Raw genomic sequence first — 19759 nt, 5'->3', positions numbered from 1 at the left:
AGCAAAAATCCAAAGTGATTTTTGTCCCACGCTCGTTCACTAATTTATTCTTTATAGGCATACTTATATGTGCTCGTTGCACCGAAGTTATGATACTGAATACCTTTGACACCTGGTCGTACAAGCTGACTACGGGCCTCTTGGTATAAAGGAATTAAAGCGGCATCTTCTTCCACCAATACTTTTTCAGCTTTAATTAATGTTTGCCAACGAGTTTCAGGCTCATTTGCGTATTTAGTTGTTGCTTCTTCAATTAGTTGATCAAACGTTGGGCTAGAATAGTTCATACGGTTCCCACTAACTGAGCTTTCTAAGAAAGTCATTGGATCCTGATAATCGGGTCCCCACATGCCAACAGACAATTCATAATCCCCTTTTCTCATTAATTCAATCGCATTATTTAAAGGAACTGTTTTGACATTAATAGTGAGACCTGGCAACGTTTCTTGTAACTGGCCTTGGATAAATTCAGCAACTTTTCGGTCACTATCACCATCTCTTGAAAGAAGTTCAATGGCTACATCTCCGTTTAGCTCTGCTTTTGCTTTAGCTAAATACTCTTTGGCTTTTTTGGCGTCTGTTTTGACAAGGGCGCCTGCTTCTTGACGAAAATCTTCATTCGTTTCTGGGTTATATACAAATTTTTCTGGAATGTACCCATAAATTTCTTTTGAACCATCTGCTAAAATGTTGTCGACTAAGCTTTTTTTATCCAAAGCATAAGCTAAAGCTTTGCGGACATTCTCATTTGCAAAAATGGATGGTTTTTCGTTTCTTTTTTGGTTTAAACGTAAGGAATAGACTTTTGACCGTTCGATTGCTTCATAGTCTGGGTTGTCTCGATTTTGTTTAGCAAAATCTCCTGTTAAGACAGCCACATCTAATTCACCTGATTCGTACAAATTATAAACGGTATTGGTTTCTTTAAGAACTTCAAAATGAATCGTTTCTGATTTTACTTTTTCTTTATCGTAATAGTCGGGATTACGCACAAAGTCCCATGACATCGCTGACTGATCCCAATTTTTCATTAAAAATGGACCATTAGATACAATCATTTCACTAGAAGTGCCATAGGCTTGTCCTTTTTCTTTCACGAATGCTTCGTTTTGTGGGAAAAATGGAGAAAATGCCAATAAGGACGTAAAATATGGTACAGGCTTTTCTAAAGTAACCTCCAAAGTATAATCATCAAGCGCTTTGACACCCAATTCCTCTGGTGCTTTTTCCTCTTTTGTAATAGCTGTTCCGTTCAGAATCGTTCCTTCTAACAAGAAAAAGTAATTGGCTTGGTTTTTGGGATTCGCTAATTTACGCCAAGCAAAAACAAAATCATTGGCTGTTACAGCATCACCATTGGACCACTTGCCATCTTCTCTTAGTTTAATGGTATATCGTTTGCCATCTTCAGAAATTTCAGGCATCTCTTTAGCGGCAGCTGGTATTAGTTGATCTTTTTCATCCAATTGATATAACCCTTCAAAGACATTGGACTGTGCGTTAATACTGGCTTCATCTTGTGTAAAAATAGAATCCATTGAACCGATTTCCGAGTTCTCCATTAAATTTAAAACTTTTTTCGAGACACTGGTTTTCTCAGTTACTTTCTCGTCTATTTTTGTTTCTGCTGTTGTGCCACAACCTACCAAGACCGTACTAACAAATAACATAATCCCCATCATTTTTAACTTTTTCATACTATTCCCCCTATGTGTCAATCAAAAGGCAACTCTTCCATGGAAAGCCGTTCTTGCGAAACTATCAAGCATGCGTAGGGCAAGCCCTCATTTTCGTACTCAAATTCTCCCCGCTGGTTGTCAATTGGGTCTGCACGCAATTGCATTTTTGCCGGCTGAAAGTCTGCCTGGATTTCACTATTTGCGACCATTCTAAAAACATCTAAATTGCCGAAATAATGATTCCACCGCTGTCTATCCCCGTCTCGGTAAGCACCTCCGCCAAAAGATAAATCCGCAAAGAGCCAGCCGTACGGTTCTATATAAAATTGTGCCCAATCATGACAGCCTGTATAATGTGTAGAAACATATAATCCCGATTGCCATTTGGCTGGTATCCCTGCAATCCGACAAAGCGTGATAAACAAAATCGCTTGCACGCCGCAGTCACCTTTTAAATTAGTTGCAGCATACTCTGAAATATTGGAAATTGTAAAATATTCACGCATGAATGAATAATGAATCTTTGTCGTCACAAAGTCATAAATCAAGCGTGCCTTTTTTAAGGGATTACTTTCATCGCCCACAATCTCATCTGCTAAATTTCTTAAATAAGGCGTGAATCGAATATGCGGTAACTGTTCCTCTAAATCAAAGCTTGGTTGCATTTTGTCTACGTTACTTTCTTCTAACTGTTGGTAAACCATCCGATTAACATAACAATATTCAACTGTAAACGTTTGATTTTCTTTTAAGATTGTTTCAAAACACAGTGTTCGTTGAGGCGCATCTTCTGCCGCAATATAGGTTGCCTCAGGTGACGTAGCTAGGATTTCAATTTCTGATTGTTGTTGACACGCTTTGGGTAGCGGCAAATGGACACGAACACGTTCACCTGGACGCTCAAATTCTTTTTTCACCTGAATGGTGGCTTTAATTGTTGTTCTCACTTTTCTACCACCGTTTTTTTGCATTTGTTCGATGTTCTCTTTTAGTTCTTTTTTGCGGAGAATTTCTAATTGATTGCTTTCTGCTTCCCGCAAACGTGCAACATATGCCGCATTTGTTTTAATTAAATTGGCCAAAAATCGAAGTTGGAAATACGGTTCACCGTCAATATAAACCCAGTCCACTAAACCCGTTTCTTTTAAACGAATTAATTCCTCTGTTTGATAATCCTGAAAAGTATCTCTCATCATTTGATCAGCTTTTGCAAAGCTATGAGGATACTCATTCATACGCATCATTTTAATGACATCTTTTTCAATTATCAAACGTTCTTTTAATGCCTGCGGAAGTTCTTTTGTCAACCAAAAATCAATGGCAGTATCCGCACTTGCAAAATCGCCAAATTCTTTCACCCTTTGAATTTCCTCAGGCAAAGGGACACTAAGATACTTTAAATCATACTTCATTAGCTTTACTCCTTTTTTAATGAGAAATGCCTAATCCAGCTACTTCTCCTAATTCCAATAATGGTTTTGCTTCTAAGGATACGCCCCCAATTACGGGCGCAGTTTCTAAACCGAATGTCGCATCTAAATCTGCTCGTGTGATATTCTTTTGAGCAGCAGCTAAATGGGCAGCAGCCGTGATGCCAATGGTTGTTTCTTCTGCCATACACCCAATCATGCATTCGATACCTGCTGTTTCACAAATCTGATTAATCTTCAGCGCTTCATGAATGCCACCACACTTCATTAATTTTATATTGATAACATCGACTGTGCCTTTTTTAACCAATTCCAACGCATCTTGGGCATCAAAACAGCTTTCATCAGCCATAATTGTCGTATTGACTTGTGAGGTAACGTATTTTAGACCTTCTAAATCGCGTCTTTTAACTGGCTGTTCCACTAATTCAATTTGATAATCTGCCAATTCTTGAATTGCTTTAACAGCATCTTTGGGCGTCCAAGCCTGATTTGCATCTAAGCGGAGCTTGATATCAAAGCCAACTGCTTCACGAATCGCTTTTACTCTTGCAATATCAGCTTCAATTCCTGTTCCGACTTTAATTTTTAACGTATCAAAACCTAGTTTGACTTTTTCGACGGCTTTTTGTGCCATCACATTTGGTTCATCAATGCCTAGTGTAATATCCGTTATTACTTGGTTATCATAGCCGCCTAACAATTGATAAAGAGGCAGTTGGGCTTTTTGACCCATCAAATCATAACAAGCAATATCGATTGCTGCTTTTGCCGCTGGAGCGAAAGCAGATATTTTATCCATCACTTCATGAATTTTCTCAATATTAAAGGGGTTTAAGCCAATGATTGCTTGGCCAAATAATTCGATCGTTTCAAGCGTGCCAGCTAACGTTTCACCGGTAATAAAAATGCCTGGGCCTCCTTCTCCATATCCAATAAGGCCCTCTTCTGTTTCAATTTCCACAATTGCACTATCCGCGGATTCAATCGTCCCCAAAGCGATTGTAAATGTTTCTTTCAGCTTGATTTTCGATGCCCTAACATGTACCTGCTTAATTTTCATAAAATCCTCCCTTTGATATTTTCAATTGATTGAAAATTCAGTTTTTTAAAAATATCCAAAAATTAAATTTAGATTGTTATCGATCATTCTAAACTCATTGTTTTCTAATGTCAACAAAATAATGAGATTTCGATTAAAATAAAATGAAGTTCCAATTTTACGAGCTTTTTTATAAATCAGTAAATTCCAGACATGTGAGATACTTCTCATTTACAAACATTCTTAAAAAAGGTATGATAGTAAAGAGGCAACTTGCAAAGGAGTAGAAGACGAATGAGTGAACAACCTCAACAACGCTCAACCGAAGAAGTTGAAGCAATTAAAGAAGATATTTTAACTGCATTAGAAACAGTGATTGACCCTGAATTAGGCATCGATATTGTTAATTTAGGACTAATTTATGAAGTTGAATTTGCAGAAAAAACTGGTGATACTGTCATCAAAATGACCTTAACCACAATGGGTTGTCCGTTAGCAGATGTTTTAACAGAACAAATCCATGGTGTTTTAAAAGATATTCCTGAAGTGAATAATATCGAAGTAAAATTAGTCTGGTACCCTGCTTGGACAACGGACAAAATGAGCCGTTACGCACGAATTGCTTTGGGTATTCGCTAGTTATTTCGAGACTTTGATTAATGATAAAAACCGCCTGAAAGAACTGACTGATTAGTTTTTTTATGTGGTTTTTTGTTTAGCTAATAGTTTGCTAGTCCAACTTTATTATTTTTCTTTTTAAGCACTTTAAATTTAGCTAAACGAGTCAGACAAAAAAAAGACATGGAATCATGAAAATCCATGTCTTTTTTAGTCGGATGTTGTTTTTACTGCAGGACAGTTTTCTTCCAAAAATTCAAAAATACTACTGTAATAATTTTCAGGTTCGTAGACACTTGAAGATAAATGTGGTGCTTTAGCAACAATGAGACCTTTTTTTATCCCCTGAGTTGCCGCTAAATTTTCTTCAAACATTGTCATTGGAACAAAGCGATCACCTGTACCGTGAATAAAAAATGTCGGCAACGTATTTTTGTGTAATTGTCTCATGGAAGAAGCGGTTTTCAATTGAAAGCCATAGTTATTTAATGCTAATTGATTAGCAATCGTTAAAATAGGAAAAGCGGGTAAATGAAAAGATTCATGTAGGACGTATTTAAATTCATCATAGACAGAAGTGTAGCCACAATCCACTATTAATCCGCGGACATTCTTTGGTAACTTTTCACCACTTGCCATCATGACAGTAGCCGCTCCCATGGAACCGCCCACTAAAATAATTTCTGCTTCCATATCAATAGCAAGAACTTCACTAATCCAACTTAATAAATCTAACCGATCCAGCCAGCCCATCCCAATTTTATTCCCTGAACTTTTCCCGTGCGCACGCAAATCGGGAACTAAAACATTGTAGCCTTCTTCTGCAAAACGTAATGCAGTATATGCCATATCGCGTTTTCCGTTTGAACGATAACCATGCACACAAATCGCCCAACGATGGTTATCTGGATAAGGAGTAAAACACCGTGCATACAATGTTTCATCTTTAATTTTCAACCAACGATCTTCAGCAAAAGACTCTGTCCAAAAAGCTTCGCCTTCTTGTTTTTGTTGTTCTTCTATTTTAGTATATCTTGTTTCTCGTTCTTGAAAATTATCAGGATTTAATAACCGATGCCCTTTTTTATGATACCAAGGGTTGTCTTTAAGCAACGCGATTTTCAAAAAATAATTGGCAATGTAAAAAGAAAAAACAACGCCAATCATTGCAAAAATGATCAGTAACACGAGGAGCCATTTCATCTGCAAATCACACCCTCTTCTAAAGTATTTCCTTCTTCATTTAATATACTATGGATTTTTCATTTCTGAAAGAAATCACCCTTACATTTTGTTATTTTTTGAAAAAAAAAGCAGCCGTCTCAAAAAGAGGCGGCTACTTTTAATCTATCAACAATCCAACGTTGTCATATCTTCATATGTCTCACGGCGAGCAACTAATTTTGCTTGTCCATCTTCGACAAAAACCACCGCTGGTCGAGGATTTCGGTTGTAATTACTTGCCATTGAATAACCGTAAGCCCCCGTACTACTAATGGCCAATAAATCCCCTGCTTTAACTTCTGGCAATAAAATATCTCGAAGTAAGACATCTCCTGATTCGCAATATTTACCAACCACTGTGACTTTCTTGACTGAATCATGCCCCTCACGATTCGCTAAAAATCCATCATAAACCGCTTGATACAAAGCAGGCCGTATATTATCACCCATGCCACCATCTACGGAAACAAAATGACGAACACCAGGAACCTCTTTTTGTGCGCCAACTGTATAAATCGTTGTGCCCGCTTCGGCAATTAAACTGCGGCCTGGTTCAATCCAAATCTCAGGCAGTGGATACCCTAATTGTTCACAATGACCTTTCAAGGAATAAACAATTTTTTCAACAAATGTTGCTGGTGCTAATGGCTCATCTTGCTGCGTGTACTGCACACCAAAACCACCACCCATATTTAAAACATGTGCTGTAAATTGATGGACTTGCCGCCAGTCTTCTAAAATAGTGAACATTTTTTCAACAGCAGCTAAAAAGCCTTCCACAGCAAAAATTTGCGAGCCAATATGGCAATGGACCCCTTGTACATCAAAAGAGGGGTTTGATAAAAGGCGAACGAGCGCTTCTGTTGCCTGGCCACTTGCAACATCAAAACCAAATTTTGAATCTTCTTGGCCTGTCAAAATGTAATCATGTGTTTCTGCATCCACGCCAGGACTCACCCGAAAAAGAACTTTTTGTGTTTGGTTTCGTGTAGCTAATAATTCTTCCAACAAGTCAATTTCGTAAAAATTATCAATGACAATTGTACCTATTTTGTTATCCAAAGCATAACGTAATTCTTCAGGGGTTTTATTATTTCCATGGAACTCAATTTCCGTTGGTTCCATGCCCCCTTTTAAAGCTGTGAATAGTTCTCCACCAGAGACAACATCACAAGCAATATCTTCTTCCTTTAACACTTGATAAATAGCTAAACAACTAAATGCTTTACTTGCATAAACCACTTTATTTTTGATACCTAATTGATTTAACGTTTGTTTAAAACCACGTGCCTGCGCGCGAATATGAGCGACATCATAGACAAATAACGGCGTCCCGAATTTTTGCGCCAACATTACGGTGTCACAACCACCGATTTCTAAATGATTTTCCCGATTCATTTTTGCTGTACCAAATAACATGTTTTCCCGCCCCTTCATTTTGTTTTATTAAAAATCATAGCATAAAACCCAGTAGCTTCCTATAATTTTCCACATTTTTCTCTGACTTTCTCCTGTTGCTTTTTTTCGCCAAATAGCCTACAATAATTGGCATACGAATAAAAAACCTTTATTATCAACACTTTAATCTTTTAAATTAAAATTGGTATATACGAAAAAAGAAAGAAGGCAGATGAATTGGCTACACTGAACCGCGATCAACAAATTGAAGAAATTATTAATTTGGAAGCAATTTTGAATTTACCGAAAGGAACAGAACATTTTGTCAGTGATTTACATGGTGAATTTGAAGCTTTTGACCATATTTTAAGAAATGGTTCTGGGCGAATCCGAGAAAAAGTTCAATTTTTATTTAAACAAGAATTAAATGCCCATCAGATGGACGAGCTTTGTTTTATTATCTACTATCCAGAAGAAAAATTAACACTTTTAGAAAATGAAAGCGCCCTCTCTTATGAATGGTGGCTATTAACGATTCGCCGTCTGGTTGAAATCGTCCGTTCTTCTTCGATGAAGTACACACGTTCTAAAGTTCGCAAAGCCCTTCCTGAAACCTATGGGTATATTCTCGAAGAATTGATTTATCAATATGATGAAACAACAACCAAAAACGGTTACTATCAACAAATTATTGAAAAAATTATTTTACTAGGTGAAGCCAAACGTTTCGTGACAGAATTAGCTTATCTAATCCAACGTCTGATTATCGATCACCTACATGTTATTGGGGATATCTATGACCGGGGGCCAGCACCAGATAAAATTATGGACCGATTAATGTCCTATCACTCCTTGGATATTCAACTAGGCAATCATGATATGATTTGGCTGGCTGCTTATAGTGGTTCACTGGCTTGTTTAGCCAATGTAGTACGTATTTGTGCTCGCTATGGAAATTTAGATTTGTTAGAAGAACGTTATGCTATCGATTTAACCGCCTTAAAAAAATTTAGTTTAGAAACATATAAAGAAAATCCTGCTTTTGCACCCAAGAAAAATCCCTATCGTGCGTTAACTGAAGCTGAAAAACAAGTAGCGATGCGTGTGCAACAAGCCATTGCCATTATTCAAGAAAAACTAGAAGGGCAAATTATTGGTCGACGCCCTGATTTTAACTTGGCACATCGGCTACGCTTAGATAAGATTCAAGGGGAAACTATTACTTTTGACGAATGTCGTTATACATTAATTAACAGCTGTTTCCAAACCGTTTCTGAAGAGCAGCCTTACCAATTAACACGTGAGGAAAAACAGATAATTGATGATTTATTAACGCAATTTCAGTCTTCACCGCGGTTAACAAAACACATGCGCTTTCTAATGGAAAAAGCTTCTCTTTACCTTGTGTATAATCAAAATTTATTGATTCATGGCTGTCTGCCTCTGAATGCGGACGGTACTTTTCAAGCTTATACATTTAAAGGCCACTCCTATTCAGGAAAAGCTTTAGTAGACTTCTTTCAGGAAATGTTAGAAGAAGCTTACGCTCAGCCTGCTATTACAGATGACTATGCGACAGATTGTTTATGGTATCTTTGGTGTGGCGAAGGCTCCTCATTATTTGGTAAACGAGCTATGAAAACCTTTGAGCGTTATTTTCTCGCTGAAAAAGAAACACATCATGAAGAAAAGAATCCTTACTACTCTTTGCGTGATACGGTTGAAGTTTGTGAAAGAATCCTAGATGAATTTGAAGTGACTGGTGAAAATCGACATATCATTAATGGCCATACACCAGTTAAACGAACAAAAGGCGAATCGCCAATCAAAGCAAATGGCACGCTTCTCGTAATTGACGGTGGCTTTTCAAAATCTTATCAGACAATTACTGGAATTGCTGGTTATACATTGTTGTACAACTCGTTCGGGTTACAACTGACCGCGCATAAATCTTTTTCTAGTAAAGAAACAGCCATTTTAAATAATCAAGACATTCATTCCATCAAACAAGTCATCGATCGCCCCTTACAGCGGCTATTAGTGAAAGATACCACTATCGGCAAAGAGCTATTAAAGCAATCGCAAGCACTCCAAAAACAAATGAAACAAAACCAGTAGTGCCATTAAAAAGACGCTTGCGCTCTTATCCGAAAAATGATTAAATGGAGGAGTTGAGAAAATATCTATTAGAGAAACGGAAAGGGTTTTACATTGAAGAAACAGCAACTCTCACTTTACGGCACCATTTTCTTTCTTTGCTTTTTCCTAATTGTGGGCTTCTTCTTCTCAAGTCGTGGCGAAGATTATGCCAAAGAATCTGAACAAAAAGTTACAATTGATTCCGCCAAACATGAGAAACATACGAAAGACAAGGAAGAAAATAATTCAGCAAATACAGTATTTTTTGATAAAATAAATGACCTGCTCGTCGCTTCTGTCAAAGAATTTGAAGGAACGGTCGGGATTAGTTATTTAGATTTGGAAACTGGCGAACAACGTTCCGTGAATGGCCAACATGAATTTTATACAGCTAGCACTATTAAAGTGCCACTGACGATGCTAGTCGCCGACACGGTTGCATCTGGTCAAAAAAAATGGACAGACCTGATTCCCTATAACGCCGAAGAAGATTATGAAGAAGGAACTGGGATCATTGCCTATAATATCCAACCAGAATATCCATTAAAAACGTTACAAGAATATGCCATCACCTATTCTGATAATATCGCTAAAAATATGCTTTATGATACATTGGGTGGTGATGCAAAAGCAAAACGAGAAATGTATCAGCGTTACTTGCACAAGACACCTTCGATTGAAGAGCCACAATTTTCTTCGGAAGATGCGCTTGTTATTCTACAAAAATTATATACTGAAAAAGCAACAAAACCAGATTACCAAGCGATTTATGATTCTATGAAACAAAGTGTTTTCCATGAAAGAATGGAAACTCCCACAACTCAAGGAAAAGTTGCTCATAAAATTGGTTCCTATGATGAATTTATTCATGATATGGGGATTTTAGAAACACCTCACCCCTTTGCTTTAGCAATTTTTACTAAAGGACCTGATAATGCTAAGAGTGCTGCGTTTATTGCTTCAGTGACAGATAAGTTATGGCAATTACAGGTGTCTGAATATCCTAATCAATAACAGTTAAAAAATACCCTTGGTTTATTAAGACGACTTAATAAACCAAGGGTATTTTTATTGTTTGTTATTATTATCCGTTTGTACAGACAACAACTTCGTAAAACGTTCTGCCAACATTTGGTGGGCATCAATTTTTTTGGTTCCTTGTGCTTTTGCTGCAAAACTAGCAAAGTTTAAGCCAGCCCCAAATAGTTGTAACGCACCGTTGCCTAAATCTCCCTTTTTAAGAGCTTCAAGCCCATCTTCGATAAATTGGTTACTTTCATCTAAATGACACTCAGGAAGATATTTCACGCCGTGATGATATCGTTTTACATTCAGAATGATTTGCTTCGCGGCTTCTTCTGAAATAGCCGCTCCCAAGTTTAACAGTAGCTCATTGATTGGTTCCACCAAGCGAGCATAGTCACTTTCGTATTTTTGACAATTCAGTGCAATCACTTTGCGGCGTTCTTCATTTTTCATTTTTTCCACTCCCTTTTTTATTAAAAACGAGCACGAAAGCTACCAACTGGCTTCGCACTCGTTCTTTCTAACCATTAATTTTCTTTGTTCATGCTTTTAATTTTAATTAGACGTGTAATTTCGCCACGTTCATTTTCTTCTAATTTCATTTGAATGTAGTAAATTGTTTCTTCTAATTGTGGAATCGTCATATACTCTAAGGCGTTGACACGACGACGCGTTTTTTCAATTTCTTTTGATAATAATTGGCACGTCTTTTCAACATTTGCAAGTGCTAATAATTTCGGTAAAATGCTTGAAATTTTAGCAAAAGCTTGATCAAGCTCGCTGTTTGAATTTACGTAGCCATAATCTAAGGGTGCTTCTTGAACCGATTCATCGTAATCAAAAATCATTTTAGGAACTGGCACACTTAAGATGTTCTGTTCAATAATTTCTAATTCAACTTTTTCTGCTGGAATTGCCACTAACTCTTCAATAAAGGCTTCGTTCAACGTTGCGTTTGCCAATACAAAATTTGATAACGCATCCGTCACTTCTTGTTCAACCTGAATACGTAACTCATTGTTTTCTTTGACTAGAGCAATAAACCGTCGCATCAATTCATCTTGTTTGTCTTTCAGCAACTTATGACCTCTCGTGGCCGTAGTTAACTGTTTTTTCAATCGGGAAAGTTCCATACGGGTTGGATTAACATTTAATCGAGCCATTTTTCTACTTCCCTTCAGTTAAGTATTGATCGAGCATATCCTCTTTAATTCGTTTTAGTTCTGTTCTCGGTAGCATACTTAATAGTTCCCACCCAAGATCTAACGTTTCTTCAATCGAACGGTTTGTATCGAATCCTTGGTTGACATATTCTTCTTCAAAACGTTGGGCAAAAGCTGCGTAAATTTTATCGACATCGGAAAGAGCTGATTCTCCTAAAATGACAGCTAATTCTTTGGCTTGTTTCCCTTGTGCATAGGCTGAGAACAATTGATTCATCGTCGCTGCATGATCCCCGCGCGTTTTGCCTTCGCCAGTTCCTTTGTCTTTAAGACGGGAAAGTGATGGCAATACATCAATTGGTGGTTGGATACCGCTCTTATATAGTTCCCGGGACAAGATAATTTGCCCTTCTGTAATATAGCCAGTTAAATCGGGAATTGGATGTGTTTTATCCTCCTCTGGCATTGTTAAAATAGGAATCTGTGTTACGGAACCTTTTGAGCCACGAATTCGTCCTGCCCGTTCATACAACGTTGCTAAGTTCGTGTAAAGATAACCTGGGTAACCACGACGTCCTGGAACTTCACGGCGTGCTGCTGAAATTTCTCGCAACGCTTCGCAATAATTGGTCATATCCGTCATGATAACTAAGACATGCATGCCCTTTTCATAAGCTAAATATTCAGCAGCTGTCAAAGCCATTCTAGGTGTTGCAATCCGTTCAATGGCTGGATCATTCGCTAAGTTCATAAACAAGACTGAACGATCAATTGCGCCTGTTTGACGGAAATCTTCCATAAAATATTCCGCTTCTTCAAAGGTAATCCCAATGGCCGCAAAAACTACGGCAAATTCTTCTTCACTATTTAACACGTTGGCTTGTCTGGCAATTTGTGCTGCTAATTCTTTATGAGGTAAGCCAGATGCTGAAAAAACAGGTAATTTTTGACCACGAACTAAGGTATTTAAATGGTCAATCGCTGAAATCCCTGTTTGGATGAACTCATCGGGATAATCACGAGCGACTGGATTGATAACTTCGCCGTTAATATCTAATTTTTTCTCAGGTAATAATTCTGGTCCATTATCTTTTAAGCGACCTAAGCCGTCAAAAACGCGCCCCATCATATCTGGCGAAACCCCTAATTCTAAAGGATGTCCCAGAAAGCGAACTTTTGAATCACGAATATTGATGTTACTCGTTCCTTCAAATATTTGGACCATCGCTTTATCTCCATTGATTTCTAAAACTTGCCCTTGGCGAATTTCGCCATTTTGCATGCGTACTTCAATTAATTCTTCGTACTTTACGCCTGCCACTTTTTCAACAATCATCAGAGGACCAACGACTTCATTGATTGTGCGATATTCTTTAATCATTCGTCATTCCTCCTTCAGCAATGATTTCTTTTATCGTTGTTTTAATTTCTGCTTGTAAACGATCCAATTTTTCTAATTCTTCTTCTGGTAAATACTTGCTACGAGCAATGCGATCACGGATTTCAACTGTTCCCGCCATTAACTCAGAGAAATAAGTGCCTAAACTTAAGGCTTTTTGACCTTCTTCACCAAAAGTTAGAATCAATTGCAACATTTTCGCTTGTTTGGTTCGAGAAGTGAACGTATCCACGTCATCAAAAGCATTTTGTTGCAAATAGTCTTCCCGTAATGATTTGGCTGTTTCCAACGTTAAACGGTCTTTATCCGACAAGGAATCAATCCCAACCAAACGAACAATTTCTTCCAGTTGAGATTCCTCTTGTAAAATCCGCATCCCTTCAGCTACCATAGCGGCCCAGTTTCCTTGCAATTCCAAGTCTAAATATTGCCCTACTTCTGTGGAGTAAAGAGAATAACTTTGCAACCAGTTAATAGAAGGAAAATGACGTTTTTGTGCTAATTGAGAATCTAAGCCCCAGAATACTTTAACAACGCGTAACGTATTTTGTGTGACAGGTTCTGATATGTCCCCACCAGATGGCGAAACCGCACTAATCGCCGTAATGCTTCCTTCACGATGATCTTTTCCTAACGCGATGACTTGTCCTGCTCGTTCATAATATTCAGCTAAGCGACTACCTAAATAGGCTGGATAGCCTTCATCACCAGGCATTTCTTCTAACCGGCCACTCATTTCTCGTAACGCTTCTGCCCAACGAGAAGTAGAATCCGCCATAATTGCGACTGAGTAACCCATATCACGGAAATATTCTGCAATGGTAATCCCTGTATAAATCGAGGCTTCCCGTGCCGCTACCGGCATATTTGACGTATTCGCAATTAAAATCGTCCGATTCATCAAAGACTCACCAGTTGTTGGATCAATTAATTCTGGAAATTCATTTAAAACATCTGTCATTTCATTCCCGCGTTCCCCACAACCAACGTAAACGACTAAGTCGACATCGGCCCACTTGGCAATTTGGTGCTGAACGACTGTTTTTCCTGCGCCAAATGGTCCTGGAACTGCTGCCGCTCCGCCTTTCGTAATTGGGAAAAAGGTATCAATTACGCGTTGTCCGGTCACCATCGGTACTTTGGGACTTAGTTTTTCTAAAATGGGACGTCCCCGCCGAACGGGCCATTTTTGCATCATGCTAAAACTTTCCGTTCCTTTAGCCGTTTTCACTGAGTAAACTGTTTCATCAATGGCAAAGTCACCTGCTTTAATTTCGGCAATCGTTCCTGAAACGCCGAAAGGCACCATAATTTTATGTTGAATAATCGGTGTTTCTTGAACCACACCGACGATGTCACCTGCCGACACTTCTTCACCAACTGCCACAGTTGGTTCAAACGTCCATTTTTTCTCACGATCTAACGCATCAATTTTAACGCCACGGCCTAAAAAGTTACTGTGGGTTACTTCTTGAAATGTATCCAATGGTCGTTGAATACCATCAAACATTTCGGCAATTAAACCTGGGGCTAATTCAACAGATAATGGTTCTCCTGTTGAAATAACTGGTTCTCCTGGTCCAATGCCTGTTGTTTCTTCATATACTTGAATCGAAGCGACGTCGCCTCGCATTTCAATAATCTCTCCGATAACGCCTAAATCTCCTACATGACAAATGTCTTGGATACTAGCATCTGACATGTTTTCAGCTAAAATCAAAGGACCTGAAACTTTGACAATTTTTCCAATTTGCACGCTCATTCTCCTTTGCATTATAAAATATTTTGTCCAATTGCTTTTTCAACATTTTTTTCAATCTCACTTAAACCGATTCCGATTGTACCATTATGACTTGGGATTAAAATAATCGCTGGTGTCACTTGTTCTTTGTATCGTTCAATCGTTTCTTCTGCTAAAGTAGAGGCTTCTTCCGTTATGAAAATGACCCCAAACTTATTTTTTGCCATAGTTTCAATGGCTTCTCTAACTTGCATTTCTGAAATGGCATGATGGACCTCAAAGCCAAACAGTTTAAATGGTAAGATTGAATTTTTGTCTCCAATGACACCAATTTTATACCCCATTGACTTTTCGCATCCTTTCTCGAATTTTTTCATTTGAAAACCCACTATGTTTTCCGACCAAAATTAAACGCAAATTTTTCCATTCAACTTCTTTCGCATTCAAAAAGGCTAGTAATGGGAGCGGCCCAAAAGCAACCGTCCGACCGTTTTCATACATTGAGGTCAGGTAATCATCTTTGAGTTTTTCAAAAGCCAATAAATTTAATTCATTGGTTTCTTTATTGATAATCTTTTCTAATAGTTGTCCGTAATTCGTTGTTCTGACAAATGCTGTAAATTCTACAAGTGACTTTTCCGCATAGGTCAACAGCTCTTTCTTTGAGAGACTGCCAGCGCTAGAAAGCACGGTTGATAAAAAGTTACTGTTTTGATGTTGAACAATCCCTCTAGCCATCGTTGATAGATTGGTTAAATCAATAAAAGCGATGACTTCCTTCGTTAACTCTTCATAGCCCAATTCATCCGCTAATTTTCGCTGTTGCTGTAAAAATGCTCGATCATAAAGGATATCAATTGCTTGCGGCAAACCGCCTTCTTCCAGATAAGCAAAAACATCACGGATCACTTCTAATAATGCTGGCTCAAGTTCGGAAGAGTTTTTTGTATGAATGGCACTTTTGACTGTGTTTAGAGAATAACGACCATCCTCTAAATAAAGATAATCAAAATCTTTACCTGTTTGCTCAGCTTTCGTCAAAATTTTCAAGTTATGGAAGGTAAAACGCATCGTATACAACGTTACTACAGCTGGTTCTGGAGCCATTTCATATAACCAGCGATAAAGATTTCCCAGCGCTTCAGAAGAATGGTAGTCAAATTTTTCTTCAAAAGTTTCGGTTAAATAAGGTTGATAAACCGTACTTTTTAACATATTTTTAACGTCTTCAACTGTTTCCGCTTCTAAAAGTTGTTGAAACTGTTGCTCAGAAAGCAGCTCCGTTTCTTTTAAACGAATCAGCGGATTAATTTGATGATACGTTGGTTTTCTCATTCTACGTCCTCCCTTCTTAACTGAAAAGTTTTTCTGCTACTTTAAAGCCTTCTGTTTTTTGAATCTCTTCAACTAATGCTGAAAAGAGAAAATTATAATCCAAACCGTCTTTTGCAACGATAAAGCCACTTTCTTTTGGAACAACTTCCTCTGAAAGCTCCCATTGAACAGTAGCATCAGAAAGAGCGGTCAGCCATTCTTGCGTCACTTTCGTTTGAGAATACTCGCCTAAAAGAATGGTTGCTTTTCCTGTTAATTCAAGTGAGCCTAATTGTGCTTTCATAAATTGTTGAAATTCTTCCGCTGACCATTCACTCATCTTTAAGACCACTTCGTCAAATAATTGGTTAAGATATGCTTGTTTTTTATTTAATGCATCCTGACGAATTTCTAGTGTTTGCCGTTGTTGGCGTTGTTTAAATTCTTTTAATAATTGTTGTTGTCGTTTTTCTATTTCATGTTCTTGCTTCAGCAAAATTTCTTGTTGTGCTGCTTGGAATTCTTGATCGATGCGCGTTTGTTCACTGGTGACATAGGCTTCGACTTCTTGCTTTCCTTGCTGCTTAATTTCACTGATGATTTTTTCAATGGCATCCATCCATCTGCCTCCTCAATTATTTGACGTTCAATACAAGTAAGAAGGAAATTACGAACCCTAAGATGGCATAAGTTTCAACCATGGCAGCATAGATAATTCCTTTTGTTGCATGTTCTGGTTTCTTCGCTAAAATTTGGATCCCCGCAGCGGCTACACGACCTTGGGCAATCCCAGAGAACAATCCAGCAAAGGCAATTGGTAAAGCTGCTACAAAATAGTTCAATCCTTGAACCATACTCATATCGTTTCCTAAGTTAATATAAATTAAGAAAGCAATAACGAAACCGTATAGTCCTTGTGTACCTGGTAATAACTGTAAAATTAACGCTTGACCAAATTTTTCTGGCTGCTCCGTCGTTAAAGCTGCTGCTGCTTCCCCAGTAAAGCCAACCCCTTTGGCTGATCCAATCCCAGCAAAAATTGTCGCCATCGCCATTCCTAATACTGCAAAAACAATTCCACCATTATTATTAATTAAGTAATCCATCATCTCTATTTTCCTCCAATAAATAATTTTCTATTTTTTCTCAACATTGACATACTTTTCTTTTGTTTTTAGCGGATTAAACGCCCGGCCACCGCCTGTGTAAAATTTTCCAAAGAACTCAACATATTGCAAACGTGCGCCATGAACATACGCACCTAATAACGATAAGAATATGTTTAACGCATGTAAAACAATTAACAGCAAGATCCCCACGCTAAAACGGGCAACTGGCGGCATGAACTCAACGAGCATATTAAACGCTGAAGCAATACTTCCCCCAGCAATTCCTAACGCCATCAAACGTGTATAACTAACTAGGTCACCGACATAACCTGTCACACCGTATAGTCCATACAGTCCTTTGGCTAAGCCTTTTAATTTGGCCTTCGATTGAATCATTGGAATCACAATAATTGCAATGGCAGAAAGACTAGCTAAAATCGCACCTGCTGTAAATAAGCCTTCATTTTTAACCACTAATTTACCAACGACTAACAATGCTAAACCAAACAAAATCCCTAACCAAGCGTAACTTTCGTTAATACTATCTAAATAGCGCTTTTGTTTTGATAACTGAATCCCATTAATCATTAAACCGACAACCAATTGGATAAACCCAAAAATAACCGATAAAATAAGAATCGTATTTACATCTTCGGTCGTTGATAAAATCGGAAATGGTGATTTGATTCCAAATATTGTTGGCGGTAATGCTGCACCGAAAAACGAACCGTAAATGAAACCCCAAATAATTGTTGGAAATGATAAAATCAAGAAAAAGTCGGCAAAACGTTTCATGCCTCTCGGTAAAACAAATGCTTTCAACGCAATAATAGACAAGAGTAGCATCAGTAAGCCATAGCCAATATCCGCTACCATCATACCAAAAAAGACTAGATAAAACGGCATCATCGCAGGTGTCGGATCAACTTCTTCATATTTTGGTAAGCTATACATCTCTGTTAACATTTCAAACGGCTGCACCAATTTATTATTCGCTAGTTTAACCGGTATATCTGTCTCAATTTCCGCCTTCGTAGGATTTTCAAAAGTAAGAGCTATTTCGTCCTTAGGAACTTTTTCTTCAATCGCTGTCAAAATCTCAGCTTTTTCTTCGACTGGAATCCACGTTTGCAAGATGAAAAATGACGAAGCATTTAACAAATGTTGACGTGCTTGTTCTCTTTGGATAACCGCCAATAAGACTTCTTCAGCCAAGCAAAACGTTTCATAGAAATCATGATAAGAAGCCAGTTGTTGCTTTAAGGTTTTTTCTTCTTTTTGTAAAATTTCATATTGTTCTTTGACTTGTTGATATGCCTCTTTAGGCGGAACATCATAACGGTATTGGAGTGGTTCAAAACTATATTGGTTTAATAACTCGGTTACACTCTGCTGATGTTCCTTCAGGTAAACGAGTGTAAAATAACTATGATGCATACTTTGATAAATTTCTTCAAAATAAACCGTTGGCCATTGAGACAAAGTGCTCAAGAAACTGGCTTTATTGGCTAGATTTATCGAACCATGAACGACATAACTACTTTTTAACTGCTGTTTATGCGGTAAAATATCCAGATATTGCCAGCGGCCTAATAATTCTTCTTCAGCTTCTAATCCTTGACGATCTGTTTGAATTTGTTTCAAAGATTCTTGAATATTCTTTAATTCCGTCAAATAGCTTTGTAATGTTTTTTCATCAAAGGTTTGTTCCAACTCTTCTAAGGTATAGACTTTTCTTTTTATCTTTAACCCTTTTCCTGAAGAGCGTGTCAAAAATAAAAGAAGCTCTTGCAATTGTTGTAGCATCGTTTCATATTTACGTAGCTGTTCAGTTGACTGTTCTGCTTGTAAAAAAGAATATTGACTCTTTAAGGCTTGTTCTTCTTCAGGCGAATGAAAAATCCGTTTTACTTCGACAATTTGCAAGCCTTGAATGGCTTGTAGAATTGCTGCTTCTTTTTCGGCAGCGGCAATTATTGTCATTTTTTCCATTTTACTAACTGCCATAAACGTCTTTCACCCTCTCAATAATTGAATCAATGACTTGTTCTTTGTTCGCTTCATAACGTTCGTGAAGCGCTTGCTCAGTGCGCTTTGTTTCATCTAAAAGTTGTTCTTTTTCAAGTTGTAACATCTTTTCTTGCGTTGCTAGTGAATCCGTCAGCACTTTTTCAACAGCTTCTTCACTCTCTTGACGTAGTTCAGCTAAACGTTCTTGCTTCTGCTCTTCATATAAACGACAATTCATCTTAGCTTGTTGCCGATGCTCTTCCACCGCATCCTCCGCTGCCTTGATTTGCTCTAGTACTTCTTGTACCATTGTCTCCACCTCCTTAGTTCTTACACCTTTAGCATATAAGAAAAAGGACTAGCGAAATAGAGATACGCTCAGCCCTTTTGTTTTAGGTATGCAAAAAGGCGCAAACTCAAAAATTGTTCTTCTCACCCCTTGAAGAACTGAATCCTTGAAGCTTTCG

The 19759-nt window shown here is 37.9% G+C and carries 18 protein-coding genes and 1 other annotated feature (1 of these 19 cut by a window edge); of the genes, 3 read left to right on the top strand and 15 right to left on the bottom strand.

Annotated elements, in window-relative coordinates; translation table 11 throughout:
* Window positions 1-44 precede the first annotated feature (44 nt).
* From HMPREF2810_RS03535 to HMPREF2810_RS03525, 3 genes are read right to left on the bottom strand one after another with little or no spacing between them, the layout of a single operon-like run.
* Window positions 45-1697, bottom strand: coding sequence for a peptide ABC transporter substrate-binding protein (locus HMPREF2810_RS03535; RefSeq protein WP_002419295.1), 1653 nt, complete (start codon window positions 1695-1697; stop codon window positions 45-47).
* Between the two features lie 17 nt (window positions 1698-1714).
* Complete coding sequence (locus tag HMPREF2810_RS03530) at window positions 1715-3091, bottom strand: transglutaminase-like domain-containing protein (protein ID WP_010715180.1); 1377 nt, start codon at window positions 3089-3091, stop codon at window positions 1715-1717.
* Between the two features lie 16 nt (window positions 3092-3107).
* The gene (locus HMPREF2810_RS03525) at window positions 3108-4172 is read right to left on the bottom strand and encodes a dipeptide epimerase (protein WP_002419297.1); all 1065 of its coding nucleotides are present in this window, start codon (window positions 4170-4172) and stop codon (window positions 3108-3110) included.
* Between the two features lie 273 nt (window positions 4173-4445).
* On the opposite strand from HMPREF2810_RS03525, the gene HMPREF2810_RS03520 reads away from it, so the two are divergent.
* Window positions 4446-4790 carry a metal-sulfur cluster assembly factor gene (locus HMPREF2810_RS03520; protein ID WP_010715179.1) on the top strand — a complete coding sequence of 115 codons (345 nt, stop codon included), beginning with the start codon at window positions 4446-4448 and terminating at the stop codon, window positions 4788-4790.
* Window positions 4791-4979: 189 nt separating this feature from the next.
* Here the strand turns inward: HMPREF2810_RS03520 and HMPREF2810_RS03515 are convergent, their stop codons facing one another.
* Both HMPREF2810_RS03515 and lysA read right to left on the bottom strand, forming a co-directional pair.
* Window positions 4980-5972: an alpha/beta hydrolase gene (locus HMPREF2810_RS03515; RefSeq protein ID WP_025192219.1), complete on the bottom strand. Its 993-nt coding sequence runs from the start codon at window positions 5970-5972 to the stop codon at window positions 4980-4982.
* Window positions 5973-6119: 147 nt separating this feature from the next.
* Window positions 6120-7430: a diaminopimelate decarboxylase gene (gene lysA / locus HMPREF2810_RS03510; RefSeq protein ID WP_025192218.1), complete on the bottom strand. Its 1311-nt coding sequence runs from the start codon at window positions 7428-7430 to the stop codon at window positions 6120-6122.
* Between the two features lie 198 nt (window positions 7431-7628).
* Here lysA and HMPREF2810_RS03505 point away from each other — a divergent pair, with 198 nt between their 5' ends.
* Both HMPREF2810_RS03505 and HMPREF2810_RS03500 read left to right on the top strand, forming a co-directional pair.
* Window positions 7629-9509, top strand: coding sequence for a fructose-bisphosphatase class III (locus tag HMPREF2810_RS03505; RefSeq protein ID WP_002419301.1), 1881 nt, complete (start codon window positions 7629-7631; stop codon window positions 9507-9509).
* A gap of 153 nt (window positions 9510-9662) precedes the next feature.
* Window positions 9663-10544, top strand: coding sequence for a serine hydrolase (locus HMPREF2810_RS03500; RefSeq protein ID WP_002374908.1), 882 nt, complete (start codon window positions 9663-9665; stop codon window positions 10542-10544).
* Window positions 10545-10598: 54 nt separating this feature from the next.
* Here the strand turns inward: HMPREF2810_RS03500 and HMPREF2810_RS03495 are convergent, their stop codons facing one another.
* The 10 genes from HMPREF2810_RS03495 to HMPREF2810_RS03450 form a co-directional block, all read right to left on the bottom strand.
* Window positions 10599-11009, bottom strand: a complete 411-nt coding sequence (locus HMPREF2810_RS03495; RefSeq protein WP_010715176.1) for a hypothetical protein — start codon at window positions 11007-11009, stop codon at window positions 10599-10601.
* A gap of 74 nt (window positions 11010-11083) precedes the next feature.
* Complete coding sequence (locus HMPREF2810_RS03490; RefSeq protein ID WP_002357673.1) at window positions 11084-11719, bottom strand: V-type ATP synthase subunit D; 636 nt, start codon at window positions 11717-11719, stop codon at window positions 11084-11086.
* 4 nt (window positions 11720-11723) lie between these two features.
* Entirely contained in the window at window positions 11724-13100 is a 1377-nt protein-coding gene (locus HMPREF2810_RS03485) for a V-type ATP synthase subunit B (protein ID WP_002357674.1), read from the bottom strand.
* A complete protein-coding gene (locus HMPREF2810_RS03480; protein WP_002357675.1) occupies window positions 13093-14874 on the bottom strand; it encodes a V-type ATP synthase subunit A in 1782 nt (593 codons plus the stop codon). Before HMPREF2810_RS03480 ends, HMPREF2810_RS03485 begins: the two co-directional genes overlap by 8 nt.
* 17 nt (window positions 14875-14891) lie before the next feature.
* On the bottom strand, window positions 14892-15203 hold the full coding sequence (locus HMPREF2810_RS03475) for a V-type ATP synthase subunit F (RefSeq protein WP_002357676.1): 312 nt from the start codon (window positions 15201-15203) through the stop codon (window positions 14892-14894).
* Window positions 15193-16194 carry a V-type ATPase subunit gene (locus tag HMPREF2810_RS03470; RefSeq protein WP_002398269.1) on the bottom strand — a complete coding sequence of 334 codons (1002 nt, stop codon included), beginning with the start codon at window positions 16192-16194 and terminating at the stop codon, window positions 15193-15195. The genes HMPREF2810_RS03475 and HMPREF2810_RS03470 overlap by 11 nt, the downstream gene beginning before the upstream one ends.
* Before the next feature lie 16 nt (window positions 16195-16210).
* Window positions 16211-16792: a V-type ATP synthase subunit E gene (locus HMPREF2810_RS03465; protein WP_002365627.1), complete on the bottom strand. Its 582-nt coding sequence runs from the start codon at window positions 16790-16792 to the stop codon at window positions 16211-16213.
* A 16-nt stretch (window positions 16793-16808) separates the two neighbouring features.
* Complete coding sequence (locus HMPREF2810_RS03460; RefSeq protein WP_002363905.1) at window positions 16809-17282, bottom strand: V-type ATP synthase subunit K; 474 nt, start codon at window positions 17280-17282, stop codon at window positions 16809-16811.
* A gap of 27 nt (window positions 17283-17309) precedes the next feature.
* Window positions 17310-19289: a V-type ATP synthase subunit I gene (locus HMPREF2810_RS03455; RefSeq protein ID WP_070635588.1), complete on the bottom strand. Its 1980-nt coding sequence runs from the start codon at window positions 19287-19289 to the stop codon at window positions 17310-17312.
* Window positions 19279-19602: a V-type ATPase subunit F gene (locus HMPREF2810_RS03450; RefSeq protein ID WP_002381927.1), complete on the bottom strand. Its 324-nt coding sequence runs from the start codon at window positions 19600-19602 to the stop codon at window positions 19279-19281. Before HMPREF2810_RS03450 ends, HMPREF2810_RS03455 begins: the two co-directional genes overlap by 11 nt.
* Before the next feature lie 116 nt (window positions 19603-19718).
* Window positions 19719-19759 (bottom strand) — a sequence feature (sodium ion sensor (DUF1646 type); this cis-regulatory element may regulate processes involved in with the transportation of sodium ions); it runs 7 nt beyond the window's last position.

The sequence above is a fragment of the Enterococcus sp. HMSC078F03 genome (genome assembly GCF_001811595.1).
Taxonomy (GTDB): Bacteria; Bacillota; Bacilli; order Lactobacillales; family Enterococcaceae; genus Enterococcus; species Enterococcus faecalis.
Note: the sequence above shows the minus strand (reverse complement) of the source record. Positions and strands in the feature narration are given on the sequence as shown.